This window comes from Domibacillus aminovorans (genome assembly GCF_001643235.1).
GTDB classification, from domain to species: domain Bacteria; phylum Bacillota; class Bacilli; order Bacillales; family Domibacillaceae; genus Domibacillus; species Domibacillus aminovorans.
The window spans coordinates 88,026-101,536 of sequence record NZ_LQWY01000012.1; the positions used below are offsets into that span (position 1 = coordinate 88,026).

General features: G+C 41.3%; 17 protein-coding genes. All 17 read right to left on the bottom strand.

Features of this window, described 5'->3' with window-relative positions; all coding sequences use genetic code 11:
* Nucleotides 1-11: 11 nt before the first annotated feature.
* The 17 genes from fliL to hslU all read right to left on the bottom strand — a co-directional run bounded on the left by fliL (nt 12) and on the right by hslU (nt 13,507).
* Nucleotides 12-461, bottom strand: a complete 450-nt coding sequence (fliL, locus tag AWH49_RS05555; RefSeq protein ID WP_063964925.1) for a flagellar basal body-associated protein FliL — start codon at nt 459-461, stop codon at nt 12-14.
* Nucleotides 451-672 (bottom strand): flagellar FlbD family protein, encoded by a 222-nt coding sequence (locus tag AWH49_RS05560; RefSeq protein ID WP_018392355.1) that lies wholly within the window; start codon nt 670-672, stop codon nt 451-453. Before AWH49_RS05560 ends, fliL begins: the two co-directional genes overlap by 11 nt.
* 67 nt (nt 673-739) lie before the next feature.
* The gene (gene flgG, locus AWH49_RS05565; protein ID WP_063964926.1) at nt 740-1,525 is read right to left on the bottom strand and encodes a flagellar basal body rod protein FlgG; all 786 of its coding nucleotides are present in this window, start codon (nt 1,523-1,525) and stop codon (nt 740-742) included.
* 94 nt (nt 1,526-1,619) lie between these two features.
* Nucleotides 1,620-2,027: a TIGR02530 family flagellar biosynthesis protein gene (locus AWH49_RS05570; RefSeq protein WP_063964927.1), complete on the bottom strand. Its 408-nt coding sequence runs from the start codon at nt 2,025-2,027 to the stop codon at nt 1,620-1,622.
* A 15-nt stretch (nt 2,028-2,042) separates the two neighbouring features.
* Nucleotides 2,043-2,699, bottom strand: a complete 657-nt coding sequence (gene flgD, locus AWH49_RS05575; protein WP_063964928.1) for a flagellar hook assembly protein FlgD — start codon at nt 2,697-2,699, stop codon at nt 2,043-2,045.
* A 4-nt stretch (nt 2,700-2,703) separates the two neighbouring features.
* Complete coding sequence (locus AWH49_RS05580; RefSeq protein WP_063964929.1) at nt 2,704-4,044, bottom strand: flagellar hook-length control protein FliK; 1,341 nt, start codon at nt 4,042-4,044, stop codon at nt 2,704-2,706.
* Nucleotides 4,045-4,097: 53 nt separating this feature from the next.
* The gene (locus AWH49_RS05585) at nt 4,098-4,727 is read right to left on the bottom strand and encodes a MotE family protein (RefSeq protein WP_063964930.1); all 630 of its coding nucleotides are present in this window, start codon (nt 4,725-4,727) and stop codon (nt 4,098-4,100) included.
* Nucleotides 4,728-4,732: 5 nt separating this feature from the next.
* Complete coding sequence (gene fliJ, locus AWH49_RS05590) at nt 4,733-5,179, bottom strand: flagellar export protein FliJ (RefSeq protein WP_018392348.1); 447 nt, start codon at nt 5,177-5,179, stop codon at nt 4,733-4,735.
* Nucleotides 5,180-5,186: 7 nt separating this feature from the next.
* Entirely contained in the window at nt 5,187-6,500 is a 1,314-nt protein-coding gene (gene fliI / locus AWH49_RS05595; RefSeq protein WP_063964931.1) for a flagellar protein export ATPase FliI, read from the bottom strand.
* A 3-nt stretch (nt 6,501-6,503) separates the two neighbouring features.
* Nucleotides 6,504-7,262, bottom strand: coding sequence for a flagellar assembly protein FliH (gene fliH, locus AWH49_RS05600; RefSeq protein WP_157723671.1), 759 nt, complete (start codon nt 7,260-7,262; stop codon nt 6,504-6,506).
* On the bottom strand, nt 7,255-8,268 hold the full coding sequence (fliG, locus tag AWH49_RS05605; protein ID WP_018392345.1) for a flagellar motor switch protein FliG: 1,014 nt from the start codon (nt 8,266-8,268) through the stop codon (nt 7,255-7,257). The genes fliH and fliG overlap by 8 nt, the downstream gene beginning before the upstream one ends.
* An 11-nt stretch (nt 8,269-8,279) precedes the next feature.
* Nucleotides 8,280-9,857 (bottom strand): flagellar basal-body MS-ring/collar protein FliF, encoded by a 1,578-nt coding sequence (fliF, locus tag AWH49_RS05610; RefSeq protein WP_063964933.1) that lies wholly within the window; start codon nt 9,855-9,857, stop codon nt 8,280-8,282.
* A gap of 37 nt (nt 9,858-9,894) precedes the next feature.
* Nucleotides 9,895-10,200, bottom strand: a complete 306-nt coding sequence (gene fliE, locus AWH49_RS05615) for a flagellar hook-basal body complex protein FliE (protein WP_018392343.1) — start codon at nt 10,198-10,200, stop codon at nt 9,895-9,897.
* A gap of 16 nt (nt 10,201-10,216) precedes the next feature.
* The gene (flgC, locus tag AWH49_RS05620; protein ID WP_063964934.1) at nt 10,217-10,669 is read right to left on the bottom strand and encodes a flagellar basal body rod protein FlgC; all 453 of its coding nucleotides are present in this window, start codon (nt 10,667-10,669) and stop codon (nt 10,217-10,219) included.
* Nucleotides 10,666-11,052: a flagellar basal body rod protein FlgB gene (gene flgB / locus AWH49_RS05625; protein WP_063964935.1), complete on the bottom strand. Its 387-nt coding sequence runs from the start codon at nt 11,050-11,052 to the stop codon at nt 10,666-10,668. Before flgB ends, flgC begins: the two co-directional genes overlap by 4 nt.
* Nucleotides 11,053-11,291: 239 nt before the next feature.
* Nucleotides 11,292-12,074 carry a GTP-sensing pleiotropic transcriptional regulator CodY gene (gene codY / locus AWH49_RS05630; protein WP_034285544.1) on the bottom strand — a complete coding sequence of 261 codons (783 nt, stop codon included), beginning with the start codon at nt 12,072-12,074 and terminating at the stop codon, nt 11,292-11,294.
* Between the two features lie 23 nt (nt 12,075-12,097).
* Entirely contained in the window at nt 12,098-13,507 is a 1,410-nt protein-coding gene (gene hslU, locus AWH49_RS05635; RefSeq protein WP_034285546.1) for an ATP-dependent protease ATPase subunit HslU, read from the bottom strand.
* Nucleotides 13,508-13,511: the final 4 nt, after the last annotated feature.

Sequence of the window (13,511 nt, forward strand, 5' to 3'; positions counted from 1 at the left end):
TCCCCTCCTGTTTATTGAATAATATATGAGGTGATATAAACGGCTTCTACTTTTCCACCTTTCATAATACTATTCAACTCGCTTTTGAGCATCTCTGTTAATTTTTCTTTACCGGCCTCACCTTTTAAATCATCTGCCGTCATTTCCGAAAGTTTTTTGATGATGATATTTTTTGCCTGGAAGTCACGTTTTGTCATTTCTTCCATTGCATCTGCGCTGTCTGTCTGTATTTTAAATGAAATACGAATAAAGTCATCTGATGCCAAATTCGTCGTCATTTCAGGCATATCCACCGATGCTTCCAGAACTTCATCAATGCTTGGCCCTTCTTCAGCCTCGTTACCGCCTGGTGATTTTAAAATCATGACAACTGCTATTGTCCCAGCAAGCAAGATGACCGCCATCACGATCATCATGATCATCATTAGTTTATTTTTCTGTTCTTTTTTTTCACTCTCCATCGTCGTCCTCCCCTGCTTTTACTTTTCCGAGAAGCGCAATACGCGTATAAAATGATTCAACGTTCGCCGTCACTTCTTTATGCGATTCACGCACAACATATTTTTTTCCGTTTGTGAGCGTAATCGTCGTATCAGGAAAACTTTCGATCGTTTCTATGTAAATAGCATTGAGCGAAAACGTCTTGCCGTTTAGTCTCGTCACAGTAATCATATATACCAAGGCTAAAGCGAACCCCAGCCCTGCCCCCTCTCTACTTTAAAAAATAACGAATAACTTATTAACGTTTTAAATTCATCAATTCCTGCAATATTTCATCCGACGTCGTAATAATACGCGTATTTGCCTGGAAACCACGCTGCGCAACGATCATCTCCGTGAACTCTTCTGAAAGATCGACGTTTGACATTTCGAGTGAACCTGATGATAATATCCCTCTTCCATCTACACCTGGAACACCAACTACTGGAACTCCAGAGTTGTCCGTTACCTCATATAAATTGGAACCTACTTTCCGTAAGCCTTCCGGATTCGGAAATTTAGCGATTTCTATTCGCTGACTAGTATTTAAGGTACCATCTATATAACTTATCGTTCCATCCGTACCAATGCTAAGACTTGTAGCGGTCGTTGGAACATTGAATGGAGTTCCTACTGCGCCCAAATAAAAACCATCTGAGTTAACGAGATCTCCGTTTTCATCCATATAAAAATTACCTGCTCTCGTATAATATGTATTTGTGCCATCATTCACTTGAAAAAAACCATCACCACTTATCGCTAAATCCAGTGTACGACCCGTCGTTTGTGTAGAACCTTCTGTATGAATCGTATCAATGGCAGAAAGTTGAGCGCCTAGGCCAACTTGTTTCGGGTTCACCCCGCCGCGCCCGCCTCCAGTCGGTCCATTGGCACCAGCAATTTGCTGTGACACTAAATCTTTAAAAACAGCACGTCCTTTTTTAAATCCGTATGTGTTTACGTTTGCAATGTTGTTGCCGATCACATCAAGTTTTGTCTGGAAGTTTTTCATTCCGCTGATACCAGAGTACATTGAGCGTAACATAAGTTTGTTTTCCCCTTTCGAATATCGTCTGCGTCAGTTGGTCGGCAGACGGTCAGGCTTCCTTTTCGGTCCAGCCTGGTGATATATAGATCGATTATACGTTGTCCATGACAATTGTGCCGTTGATATTTGTGAATATTTGTGATCTTGCTTCTTCTCGATTCATCACAGTGATCACTGTGTTGTTTTTGGCGCTGGCAATAAGCGCTGCGTCTTTTAACAAGATGAGTGAATCTTTCACGCCTTTTGAACCGGCTTCGGCAAGCTTTTCACCAATTGACTGCCATTGATCACTGTTAATCGCGATACCTCGTTCTTTTAAACGCTGTTCTGCGTGTTTTGAAATGATTGGTTTTGAAATGATTGGTTTTGAACTGGTTGACATGACTTTTTCAAGCGTCTCACCAAATGAAAACGATGATGATACTTTTTGATCAACGTTTTTTTTAACTGGTGCAAATGGCTGCATGATTCCTGTAATAATTGGATTTACGGGTTTCATCTGTTCTTCACCCGCCTATTCAATTTTCGTTAAGCTTGAAGCTGCAATTTTTTCATCGTTCATCAGTTGAAGCCATACTTGTCCATCTTTCATTGACACAGATTTCACTGAGGCACTCTGTTCACTGTCTTCTGTTCCCCACGTAACTGTACGTCCGATTAAGTAGCTTGCCTCAACGAGCGGGTTCGAGCTGATTACATTGCCTCCAGATGTTCCTGTGCTACTGCCAATAAGTTCTGATATGTTAGCCGGTTCAAGGACTGTGCCATCTGAGAGCGTAAATTGAACACTTTCACCTGTAAATTTAATCGACGCAACGGTTCCTGTACCTGTTTCTACAACCGGTTCGCCCCCAGCATCTGTTTTTTCCGCCATCTTATGCCAAACAACATCTTTCCCTATAAAAGACTGGTAGTTAATCATTTGTGATACCTGCTGCGTCTGCGCCATTTCTTCAATCATCGATGTCATGTTAACCATTTGCTCAAGTGTTGTAAATTGTGCCATCTGTGCGATGAAATCTTTATCTTCCATCGGGCTGAGCGGGTCTTGATTTTGGAGCTGTGTCATCAAAATTTTCAAAAATTCATCTTTTCCAAGCCCGCTGTTGCCCGTCTGTTTCGTCTGAACCGGATTATTGGCTAAATAAAGGGATGGATCAATTTTGGACATGAATTTACACCTCGATTTCTATATCTGTTAAAAGGTCCGCAAACGAACCATTTTCTTCTTCCGTTACTTGATTAGCTTGCTGTTGATCATTTTGTTGCTTTTGTCCATTTTGACGATCTTGTTGATTGTTCCGATCAAACATTTGCTGTCTCGTCTCTTGGTTGTTTATTTCAATCTTCTCCACATTGACGTTTTGCTGACCGAATGCATGTTTTAATTGATGAGCATTTTGCTCAAGCAACTCTTTTACTGCTTGCGTCGATGATAAAATTTTCGCCGTTATCACGCCATTTTGCTGCAAAAGTTCAATACGAAGCGTACCAAGTTGTTCTGGATAAAGCTTAATCAATAATTTTGTGCCATTCGGCGTTTTCATCAAACTTGAATTGCCAAGAATTTGCGTAAATTTCTCGATAAATTGCTCCATATTCATCGGACGTGAATCGGTTTTAACACTCATCGCAACCTGTTCTATTTTCGTCATTTGATGAATGACAGGATTGAGTGCCTCCTGTCCTAAAGCCGGCCGTACCGTTACAGTTTCAACTTTCGCCTTTTCAATGCCGGCTGGGATGAATGTGACTTCCTGTTTTACTAACGGGGTTTCAGCTACTTTCGGCTGCCCGGCCGGCTGGCCGCTGATTGCCGCCGAGTTATAGCGTGCATATGCTGTTTGTATCGCTATTTGACGTGTAGAATTCGTTCGTACCGTTTCCTTTTGCAACATTGAGGCTGCCTGCTGTAATGCTGATTGCAATAATTTAGATGCCTGTTCTGCCGGCGGCTGTTGTTGTTCTGTAAATTGCTGAGCAATTTGTGCGGCTTTCATCACCATAACAGCTGCCTGTTTATCGCTTTCCTTCACAATTTGCGGTGCATTAGCTGCAATTAATTGTACGACTGATGCAAGTTCTGCGACTGGTACTGTTTCCGGCAAGTGTTGCATCGTTTCCTCATTCGCAAATAAAGACGCCATTTGCTGAATGGATGCCATGATTGTTTCGACATCTGTTCCAAGAATGAGTGCAAGTTCCTGCATTGTTGGCATTTCACCATCTTTGAGCAGCCGTTCTGCCATTTTCACGAGTTCCGGGTCTAGGTCCATATCTGGAATATCCATAAGCGATTCGACCGGTTTCACGATAGCTCCGAGTACAGTGGTATAATCAGCCGGCAGCGGGATTGCATCAGCCATTATCCCTACTTTTCCATATTGAATCGATTGCTGTACAGCGCCGAGCATTTGTTTAAATTCTGTTTTTGTTGTCTTTTGGCCTACAATTGAACTTACTCCTGCTGGAATCGATGCACTAGGTAAAGCGATTGACCCAAAAATAGCCTGCATCTTTTCACACCTCTTTTCGCTACCTATTATCTCATAAATATCCTTATTTTTCTTCATTCATTCGACAATATTTTTGTATATTCGGCAGCAATTTCTGCAGGTAATTTTTCAAGAACATCTGCCTGTTTCTCAATGCTTAGCTGCTTTAAAAGATCAACTGCTTCTGCATCAGTCATATTGACAATAATGCCCGCAATGTTTTTTGCCCCCATTGTTTCATATGTTTTAATGAGCGTTTTTGTCTCCGTTTTTGCTGCGGTGCCTTGATCTAACCCCTCTTCTCGCTGCTGTTGCTGCAATTGCTTTAATTCTGAATTTAAACGATCCTGCTCGGTCAATAGATCTTCAATTTCTGTTTCAGAGTCTGTCAATTTTCCTTGTAAACGTTCAATCTCAGCTTCTTTATTTTTCATTTCCGCCTGTAATTCGACTATTTTGTCTCCATCTTTTTTCCCATCCAGCTTAACATCCGTACCAACCCATTCCGAAACGTAAGGAATACTATCTGCCACTTCTTTCGTTTTCTCAAATACATTTACTCCAGCAATCGTCATCACAATGAGTGCAATCGTCATAGCGAATAACAGGGGAATAAAGACAACGAAGATGATCCATTGAAATGTGCTGTATCCTTGCTTTTCTTCCGCATCTACAGCCAATGCTTTCTTTTTTTTTCTGGCCATTTCACTCACCTGATCTTTCGGTTCATAAATTGGATAGAAGATAGCTCGTCCATTTGTTTAGCTTCTTCTACGTTCAACCATTTATGATATACTGCTAAATCTTTTGTTCGTATTTTTCCGTATTTTTTCACTTCAATATTTTTTTCTTGCAGTTGCTGCTCGCACCATTGCATTCGTCCTCTGGCTGTAATAACAACTTGTTGCTGCTGTTCGATCAGCTTTTCAAGATTGCTAATAAATTGTTGATAATGTTGAATATCTAGAACAGAAAAACCCGTCTTCATTTTTTGCTCCTGCACATCGATCAATTCTTCTTTTTTCTTCAATAAGTCGTATAACTTTTCTGCTTCTATTTCAAATTGTCCAACCGCTTCCCGATACACATTCTCTGACTCTTCTTTTTCCCGTTCACGCAACTGCAAGATTTTATCAAACTTATAATGATAGCCCATTTATTAGTCAGTCCCCTTTATCTGCCAGTTGAACTAGTCCGTATGCTGTTTCTTCTAATGTTGATTTTTCATCTGTCCGCTGTTTCAAAAAAGAAAGAATAGGCTGGTAATTTTGAATCGCCCGATCGATTGCAGGAGAGGAACCTTTTTTATAAGCTCCAATGTTGATTAAATCTTCCGAGTTTAAATACGTATTTAATGAATCCCGTACGGTAAGTGCTGAATCATAATGGCTACGGTCCACAATATGTGGCATCAGACGGCTAACACTTTTCAGTACATTAATGGCTGGATATTGTCCTTTATTCGCAAGTTCCCTGTCAAGTACAATGTGCCCATCTAAAATTCCCCGCACCGCATCCGCAATTGGCTCATTCATATCATCACCGTCAACAAGCACTGTGTAAAAAGCTGTAATCGTGCCATTTTCATTTGTCCCCGTCCGCTCCAACAACTTTGGCATGATCGCAAAAACAGAAGGCGTATACCCTTTTGTGGCTGGCGGTTCACCGACAGCCAGACCGATTTCCCGCTGCGCCATTGCTACGCGTGTCACAGAGTCCATCATAAGCATTACATTGAGCCCTTTAGCACGAAAATATTCGGCAATCGCTGTTGCTGTAAAAGCTCCTTTAATACGCATGAGTGCTGGTTGATCAGACGTGGCAGCGACAACGATCGATTTTTTCATTCCTTCTGGACCAAGATCGCGCTCAATGAATTCACGAACTTCACGGCCCCGTTCACCAATCAGCGCGATGACATTTAAATCGGCATTCGTATTGCGGGCAATCATACCAAGCAATGTACTTTTGCCAACACCGCTTCCAGCAAAAATACCAACGCGCTGACCCTTTCCAACTGTCAGCATCCCATCAATAGCCCGTACGCCTACTTCAAGCTTCTCATGAATTGGCGGTCTTGTTAGTGGATTAGGCGGTTCGGCTTCCGTTTCAATGGACGTCATTGTGCGCGGGAGCACCGTATCATCGAATGGTTCACCGAGCGGATCAATAATTTTTCCAACAAGCGCTGGCCCTGCTTTGATCATAAGCGGATGACCAAGCGATTCCACAAGACTACCCGGTGAAATTTCATTGATATTTGTATAAGGCATTAAAATAATCATTTCATCTTTAAATCCAGTTACTTCTGCCATAATAGTCTTTTTTCCATCTTTTGACTGAATGTAACAGATATCGCCGACAGAACTTTCAGGTCCTTGTGATTCAATCATCAAACCGACGACTCGCTTGACCCGTCCATATCGTTTAAATGTATCGATAGTTGGAATGATGGATCGCAGTTCACGTGCTTTCATCGCTTATTCTCTCTCCAGTATGTCAAATAAAGTTTTCCTTAGCTGCTGTAGCTGCGCATCAATACTCGCATCAATTCGGCCGCTAGTTGTTTCTACAAAGCAAGCCTCTTCTTTCGCTTCCTCATTTGGGAAAATATAACAATTTACTCCACCTGGAAATAATGCTTCAATTTCATCTTTCTGTGATACAACAAATGAATATCGAGCCGGGTGGACGTGAATTTGGACTTCTTTTTGTTCTCTTACTTCCTTAATAGCCGACTTTACGATACTCATAAACAATTCATCATTACCTTCCAACTCTGTCTGAAGAATTTTTTCCGCACAGATGAGAGCTAGATTAAGGATTGTTTGTTCAGATCGTTCGACATTTTTTTTATACTCAATCTTAGAGGAAGCAACCGTTGACTTTGCTTCTTCAATCAGCGAATTCATATCACGGTAGCCAGATTCACGGCCTTCTATAGCACCTTGCTCAAAAGCAGCCTGATATGCTTCCGTTTGAATTCTCGCTTTTTCCCGTTCCCAGTCCGCCTGCCATGCTTCTGCTTCTTCCATGATACGCTTTTTCTCGGATTCTGCCTGTTCAATAATAGACTGGGCTCTTCCATTTGCTTCTTGAATGACGGCCGATCGTTCGTGTTCATAATCAGGTGTTGCTTCTTCCCGAAATTCATAGTCTGTGTGTATCGATTTAATCCCGATTACTCGTTTCGGTTTTTCTGTTGATATCATATGGTCCGGACGAATAACTCTAGACAATAATATCATCTCCTCCACCACGGGCGATGATGATTTCCCCTGTCTCTTCAAGCCGTCGAATCGTTGCTACAATACGTGACTGTGCCTCCTCTACATCACGTAGACGAACAGGTCCCATATATTCCATTTCCTCCTTAAATGTCTCAACCATTCGCTGTGACATATTTCGGAAAACAACTTCTTTTACTTCGTCGCTTGATACTTTCAATGACAATAACAAATCTTCATTTTCACAGTCGCGTATGACACGCTGAATCGAACGATTATCAAGCGTAACAATATCTTCAAAGACGAACATCCGCTTTTTAATTTCTTCCGCAAGCTCTGGATCTTGAATTTCAAGTGCATCGAGAATCGTTTTCTCCGTTGCCCGGTCAACACCATTCAACACTTCAACGACTGCTTCTACGCCGCCGGTCTGCGTGTAATCTTGCGTGACAGTTGAGCTTAATTTACGTTCTAAAATCGCTTCTACTTCATTAATAATCTCTGGCGATGTACTGTCCATAATCGCAATCCGCTTCGCAATGTCCGCCTGTACTTCCTGCGGGAGCTCAGACAAAATCTGGCCAGCCTGCTGGGGATCAAGGTAAGACAAAATGAGCGAAATCGTCTGTGGGTGCTCATTTTGTATAAAATTTAAAATTTGTCCGGCATCCGCTCGCCGTGCAAAGTCAAACGGTCTAACTTGCAGCGACGATGTAAGTCGATTAATAATGTTTTGTGCCTGTTCCGGACCGAGCGCTTTTTCAAGCACTGTTTTCGCATATCCAATTCCACCTTGAGAAATGTAATCCTGCGCCAAAGCAATATTGTGAAACTCTTCAAAAACCTCTTCTTTTATTTCGGTGTCGACTTTTTTCACACCAGAAATTTCAAGCGTCAGCCGCTCAATTTCTTCTTCAGATAAATGTTTATAAATGGAGGCCGAGTAATCCGGTCCGAGGGAAATAAGCAGGATGGCAGCTTTTTGTTTCCCCGTTAGTTTTTTCTCTCTTACAGCCATTCGTAATCCTCCTATTCCTCAGACAGCCATGTACGTAATAGCTTCGCAAATTCTTCTGGCTTTTCTTTTGCCATTTTTTCGAGTTGCTTGCGTCGTGTACTGCCTTCTATTTCTGTTAAAATATCTTCTGTTTCGACTGCCAGCTCTTCTTCAAACTCTTCCTCTTCTTCCACACGTCGTCTTCTAACCATCATAAACACAAGGACACCGATAATTAAAAGAAGAACGCCGCCGATCACATATACCCACCATGGAATTGTACTGCTTGTTTCTTCTTCAAATGTAATTTTTCCATTGAAAGGCTGAACGGAAACAGCAATTTTCCCTTCTAATGCTTGATCGGTTAAATCCGCATTGTATCCTTTATCGACGGATGTACGGATAATCGTGCCGAGCATTTGCTGGATATCATCAATATTCTCTTGTGGTAATGATTCTGGATCATCTGCTGTAGGGGGTTCGACCATTACTTGAATGCCAAGGTCACGGATTTTATAAGGGCTTTCTGTAATTTGGCGGCGAATACGATTCACTTCTTTATTGATTGTTTCTTCATTTCGTTCATAATCGCCAGTTCCATTTGCTCCTTCCATATACGTAGTAGCTGTATCTCCTGCGTCTTCTGCCTGTGGAATACCGCCCGCCGCATTTGCTGCATCTCCTGTAAACGTCTCCGTAATACGCTGTGCGCTAATCTGGATGCCCTCCATATTTTCTTCATCAACCGGTTCAACGAGGTTTTCTTCTCTATTTTCTCGAGTGAAATCCACATCAGCTGTAACGGACACAGCTACTTTGTTCTGCCCCATCAATGTGCCAAGCATACTTTGCACTTGACGCTGAATATCACGTTCAATTTGCTTTTTGACAGCCATTTGCTGCGCATATCCATCACCCGCGAAAGAAGCCCCGCTTCCTTCCAAATCGAAATATTCGAAGTTCTGGTTCATAATAACAATATTTTCAACAGGGAGATTCGGCACGCTTTTTGATACGAGATGATAAAGGGACTTAATTTTCTTTTCATCAAACTCATAGCCTGGCTCTGTATTTAACACAACGGATGCTGATGCCTGTTCCGCTTCTTCTGTTACAAATATTTGCTCCTGCGGAAGGTTAATCATGACATTGGCTTTTTTCACCCCATCAATGCCCTGAATTAACTGGCCAAGTTCTGTTTGCATCGCGTCAAGCTTCAGCACATTAAACTCGTTATCTGTCATACCAAATCCTGCATTTTGACTGAAAAAGCTGTAATCAATCGTACCAGATTGCGGCAATCCTTCTGCAGCAAGATCCACTTTTATCGTATCGACCGCTTCTTCAGGAACGAGGATCCCTGTACCGCCATCCGTAATTTCATAAGCGATTCCCCGTCCCTCCAGGTTTTCTTTGACAGCACCTATTTCAGACGGCGATAATTCACTATACAGAGGAGCCATCGTTGTTCTCGTCGTAAAAAAAACAAGAAGCGACAGAGCGATGACAAAAAATGTAAATGCACCGACACCAATCGCTTTTTGTTTCCTCGAGCGGCTGTTCCAGTATTCTTTTATTTTAGCTAGCTGCTGTTTTATATTTTCGTTCATCCCAATCCCCCGGTTGCCTCATTGCTGTATATATGAATTAAATTTGCATACGCATGATTTCCTGATACGCTTCTACAGCTTTGTTTCTCATTTCTATCGTTAATTGCATCGTGATGCCTGATTTTTGCGCCGCAGTCATCACTTGATGAATATCAACGTTCTCGCCTCTAATCATTTTATCTGTCATCATATTAGATTCCGCTTCTGTTTTCATGACATCATTCAATGAATCTTTTAAAAAGCTAGCAAACTTTTGCTGTGCTTCGTACGGTGTTGAAACTTTTTTCAGAGATCCACTTTGAATTACATTCGGTGAGACTGCATTTAATGCTTCAATCGCCATTTAATTCCTCTCCTTACTATTTTCCAATTTCAAGTGCTTTTGTCATCATTGCTTTTGAAGCGTTAAAGACCGTTACGTTCGCTTCGTAAGAACGGGTCGCGCTCATTAAATCAACCATTTCACGAAGCGGGTCGACATTTGGCATACTCACATAGCCATCTCCATTTGCATCTGGGTGTTCGGGATCATAAACCATTTTAAACGGTGTCTCTGTATCTTCTAAAATTTTCGTTACTTTCACACCATTACCCGTCTCTCCCTTGTTTGTCGCCATATTAAGAAACGAAGCAAAAGATCCTTCTTTCGGCTGTAAGACGACTGATTTCCGCTGATATGGCTGCCACTCACCGTTCACTAATTTAGCCCGCGTTGAATCGACATTGGCCATATTAGATGAAACGACGTCCATACGAAGTCGCTGAGCCGTTAAAGCAGAGGCCGTGATATTCATCCCATTAAACATGTTTATCTGCCTCCCCTAATCACATTTGACAACGATGAAAACTTAGAGCTGAGACGATCTGTTAACGCGTTATAATAAATTTGATTAGTCGCCAGATCCGACATTTCTTGATCAATGTCTACATTATTTCCACTCTCATTATAAGAAAGATTTTTTTTCGCAATGATGGTACCGTCTGAAGTGGATGAAAACGTAAAATGACGCTCATGTGTACGATTCGCCTGTAATGAATCTGACTTTTTTTCTAAAATTTGTCTAAAACTTACTTCTTGAGATTTATAATTTGGTGTATCGACATTGGCAATGTTATTCGCAATCGCTTTTTGCTGCAATGAGGCATAGTTTAACCCGTGCTCAAGAGAGGCTATTGAATTTGAAAAGAGATTCAACTTTTATCACTCCATCTTTCTTATTCCCTTGCTTAATAATATATATTCTTTAAAAAATATATCATAAAAGACAATTCCCGACACGTTTCTTTACAAACTTAACATTTTTTTCTCAAAAACGACATAATTATATTATTTTTGTTATTTTTCCATTATATATTCTCCCTCTCTATTTCAATAAATGTTTTTCAAAAAAAAAAAACTAGAAGCATATTTGCTTCTAGTGCAGGTCATGTCAATTAATTCGATTTTATTTTTTCTAATTCCATCAAAAATTTATCATTCAATACTTTAATATACGTACCTTTCATACCGAGTGAACGCGATTCTATAACACCTGCGCTTTCAAGCTTACGGAGCGCGTTAACGATAACGGACCGGGTAATACCGACTCGGTCTGCAATTTTCGATGCAACAAGCAGCCCTTCTTTTCCGTCCAACTCTTCAAAAATATGCTCAATTGCTTCTAATTCACTATATGAAAGGGAACTGATCGCCATCTGTACAACCGCTTTGCTTCGAGCTTCTTCCTGCATTTCTTCTGCTTTTTCACGTAGAATTTCCATGCCGACGATCGTTGCACCGTATTCAGCCAAAATAAGATCATCATCTTGGAACTGCTCTTCCACGCGTGACAGCACTAGTGTACCGAAACGCTCACCTGCACCAATAATGGGAACAATCGTCGTTAAACTTTTTTCGAATAATTCCTTGTTTTCAACAGGAAATGCTGTATATTCACTGTTTATATCAAGATTGGATGATGTTTCTGTAATACTAAATAAATTTTTTGTATACTGTTCTGGAAATTGACGTTCTTCCATAAGTATTTTCTTCATGCGTTCCGTTTCAAGTTGCCGATAAAGGCTGTAACCGAGTACTTTGCCACGCCGGCTGACGACAAAAATATTGGCGTCAATCACGTCTGACAACGATTCAGCCATTTCCTTAAAATTAACCGATTTTCCTGCAGCATTTTGAAGCATTTTATTTATTTTTCTCGTTTTACCTAAAAGGTTCATTTAGTTAGTTGCTCCTTCGCAAGTTATAAAATAAATTCACTTAAATCTTTATTTTGTGAAATCGCTGATAATTTTTCATCTACGTATTGTGGTGTAATCGTTATTTGTTCAAGCGTCACATCTGGAGCTTCAAATGACAAGTCTTCAAGCAATTTCTCCATAATAGTATGAAGGCGGCGCGCACCAATATTATCCGTTTCTCCATTTACGTGAAAGGCTATTTCTGCAAGACGCCGTACGGCATCATCTGTAAATTCCACACGAATTCCTTCTGTTTCAAGTAAAGCTTTATATTGCTTTATAAGAGCATTGTCTGGCTCTACTAATATGCGGACAAAATCATCCGTTGTTAATTTTTCAAGTTCCACACGAATCGGGAAACGCCCTTGCAGCTCTGGTATTAAATCAGACGGTTTCGACATATGAAAAGCACCGGCCGCTATAAATAAAATATAATCTGTTTTTACCGTACCGTATTTCGTCACAATCGTCGAACCTTCAACGATCGGTAAAATATCGCGCTGTACGCCTTCACGGGATACATTCGCTCCCGCCTGCGATCCACCTTTTACAGCAATTTTATCCACTTCGTCAATAAATATAATGCCTGTTTGTTCCGCACGGTTTAGCGCTTCTTGTGTCACTTCTTCCATATCAATCAGCTTTTGAGCTTCTTCTTGCTCTAACACATTACGCGCGTCCTTGACCGGAAGCTTTCTCTTCTTTTTCTTTTTAGGAATTAATCCTCCGAGAGCATCTTGCATATTCATCCCCATCTGTTCCATTCCCGAACCTTGAAACATATCAAACATGGAAGGTGGCTGTTCCTCTATCTCTACAGTGATAACTTCATTTTCCAATTCACCTGCTGCAAGTTTTTCCGCCACTACACGGCGCTTTTCAAAAAGGGACATATCTTCTTTCGTATTATCTGTTTCCGCTGGTTGTTCTCCCGTTCCACCAAACAGCATTTCAAACGGATTCTTTACAGATGCTGCTTTTTTTCGGGACGGTACAAGCAATTCAACGAGACGGTAGTTCGCAGCTTCTTTGGCCGGTTCACGCACCGCATTCATTTTTTCTTCTTTTACTAAACGGACAGCTGTTTCAGCAAGATCACGGACCATTGATTCTACATCGCGGCCGACATAACCTACTTCCGTAAATTTCGTTGCTTCCACTTTAATAAATGGTGCGCCTGCAAGCTTAGCCATACGTCTTGCAATTTCTGTTTTCCCGACACCAGTCGGACCGATCATGAGCATGTTTTTGGGGATGACTTCATCCCGGAGAGCTTCATCAAGCAAACTGCGACGGTACCTGTTTCGCAGTGCAACGGCCACTGCTTTTTTTGCTTCTTTCTGTCCAACAATATATTGATCAAGACGCTCCACAATTTGACGCGGCGTCATTTCCAGTGCGTTACTTTTCATTTTC

Bases quoted from the DNA above. Each gene is read 5' to 3' on its own strand.
- fliL (WP_063964925.1), bottom strand. From the start codon at position 461: ATGGAGAGTGAAAAAAAAGAACAGAAAAATAAACTAATGATGATCATG.
- AWH49_RS05560 (WP_018392355.1), bottom strand. From the start codon at position 672: ATGATTACTGTGACGAGACTAAACGGCAAGACGTTTTCGCTCAATGCT.
- flgG (WP_063964926.1), bottom strand. From the start codon at position 1,525: ATGTTACGCTCAATGTACTCTGGTATCAGCGGAATGAAAAACTTCCAG.
- AWH49_RS05570 (WP_063964927.1), bottom strand. From the start codon at position 2,027: ATGAAACCCGTAAATCCAATTATTACAGGAATCATGCAGCCATTTGCA.
- flgD (WP_063964928.1), bottom strand. From the start codon at position 2,699: ATGTCCAAAATTGATCCATCCCTTTATTTAGCCAATAATCCGGTTCAG.
- AWH49_RS05580 (WP_063964929.1), bottom strand. From the start codon at position 4,044: ATGCAGGCTATTTTTGGGTCAATCGCTTTACCTAGTGCATCGATTCCA.
- AWH49_RS05585 (WP_063964930.1), bottom strand. From the start codon at position 4,727: ATGGCCAGAAAAAAAAAGAAAGCATTGGCTGTAGATGCGGAAGAAAAG.
- fliJ (WP_018392348.1), bottom strand. From the start codon at position 5,179: ATGGGCTATCATTATAAGTTTGATAAAATCTTGCAGTTGCGTGAACGG.
- fliI (WP_063964931.1), bottom strand. From the start codon at position 6,500: ATGAAAGCACGTGAACTGCGATCCATCATTCCAACTATCGATACATTT.
- fliG (WP_018392345.1), bottom strand. From the start codon at position 8,268: ATGGCTGTAAGAGAGAAAAAACTAACGGGGAAACAAAAAGCTGCCATC.
- fliF (WP_063964933.1), bottom strand. From the start codon at position 9,857: ATGAACGAAAATATAAAACAGCAGCTAGCTAAAATAAAAGAATACTGG.
- fliE (WP_018392343.1), bottom strand. From the start codon at position 10,200: ATGGCGATTGAAGCATTAAATGCAGTCTCACCGAATGTAATTCAAAGT.
- codY (WP_034285544.1), bottom strand. From the start codon at position 12,074: ATGAACCTTTTAGGTAAAACGAGAAAAATAAATAAAATGCTTCAAAAT.
- hslU (WP_034285546.1), bottom strand. From the start codon at position 13,507: ATGAAAAGTAACGCACTGGAAATGACGCCGCGTCAAATTGTGGAGCGT.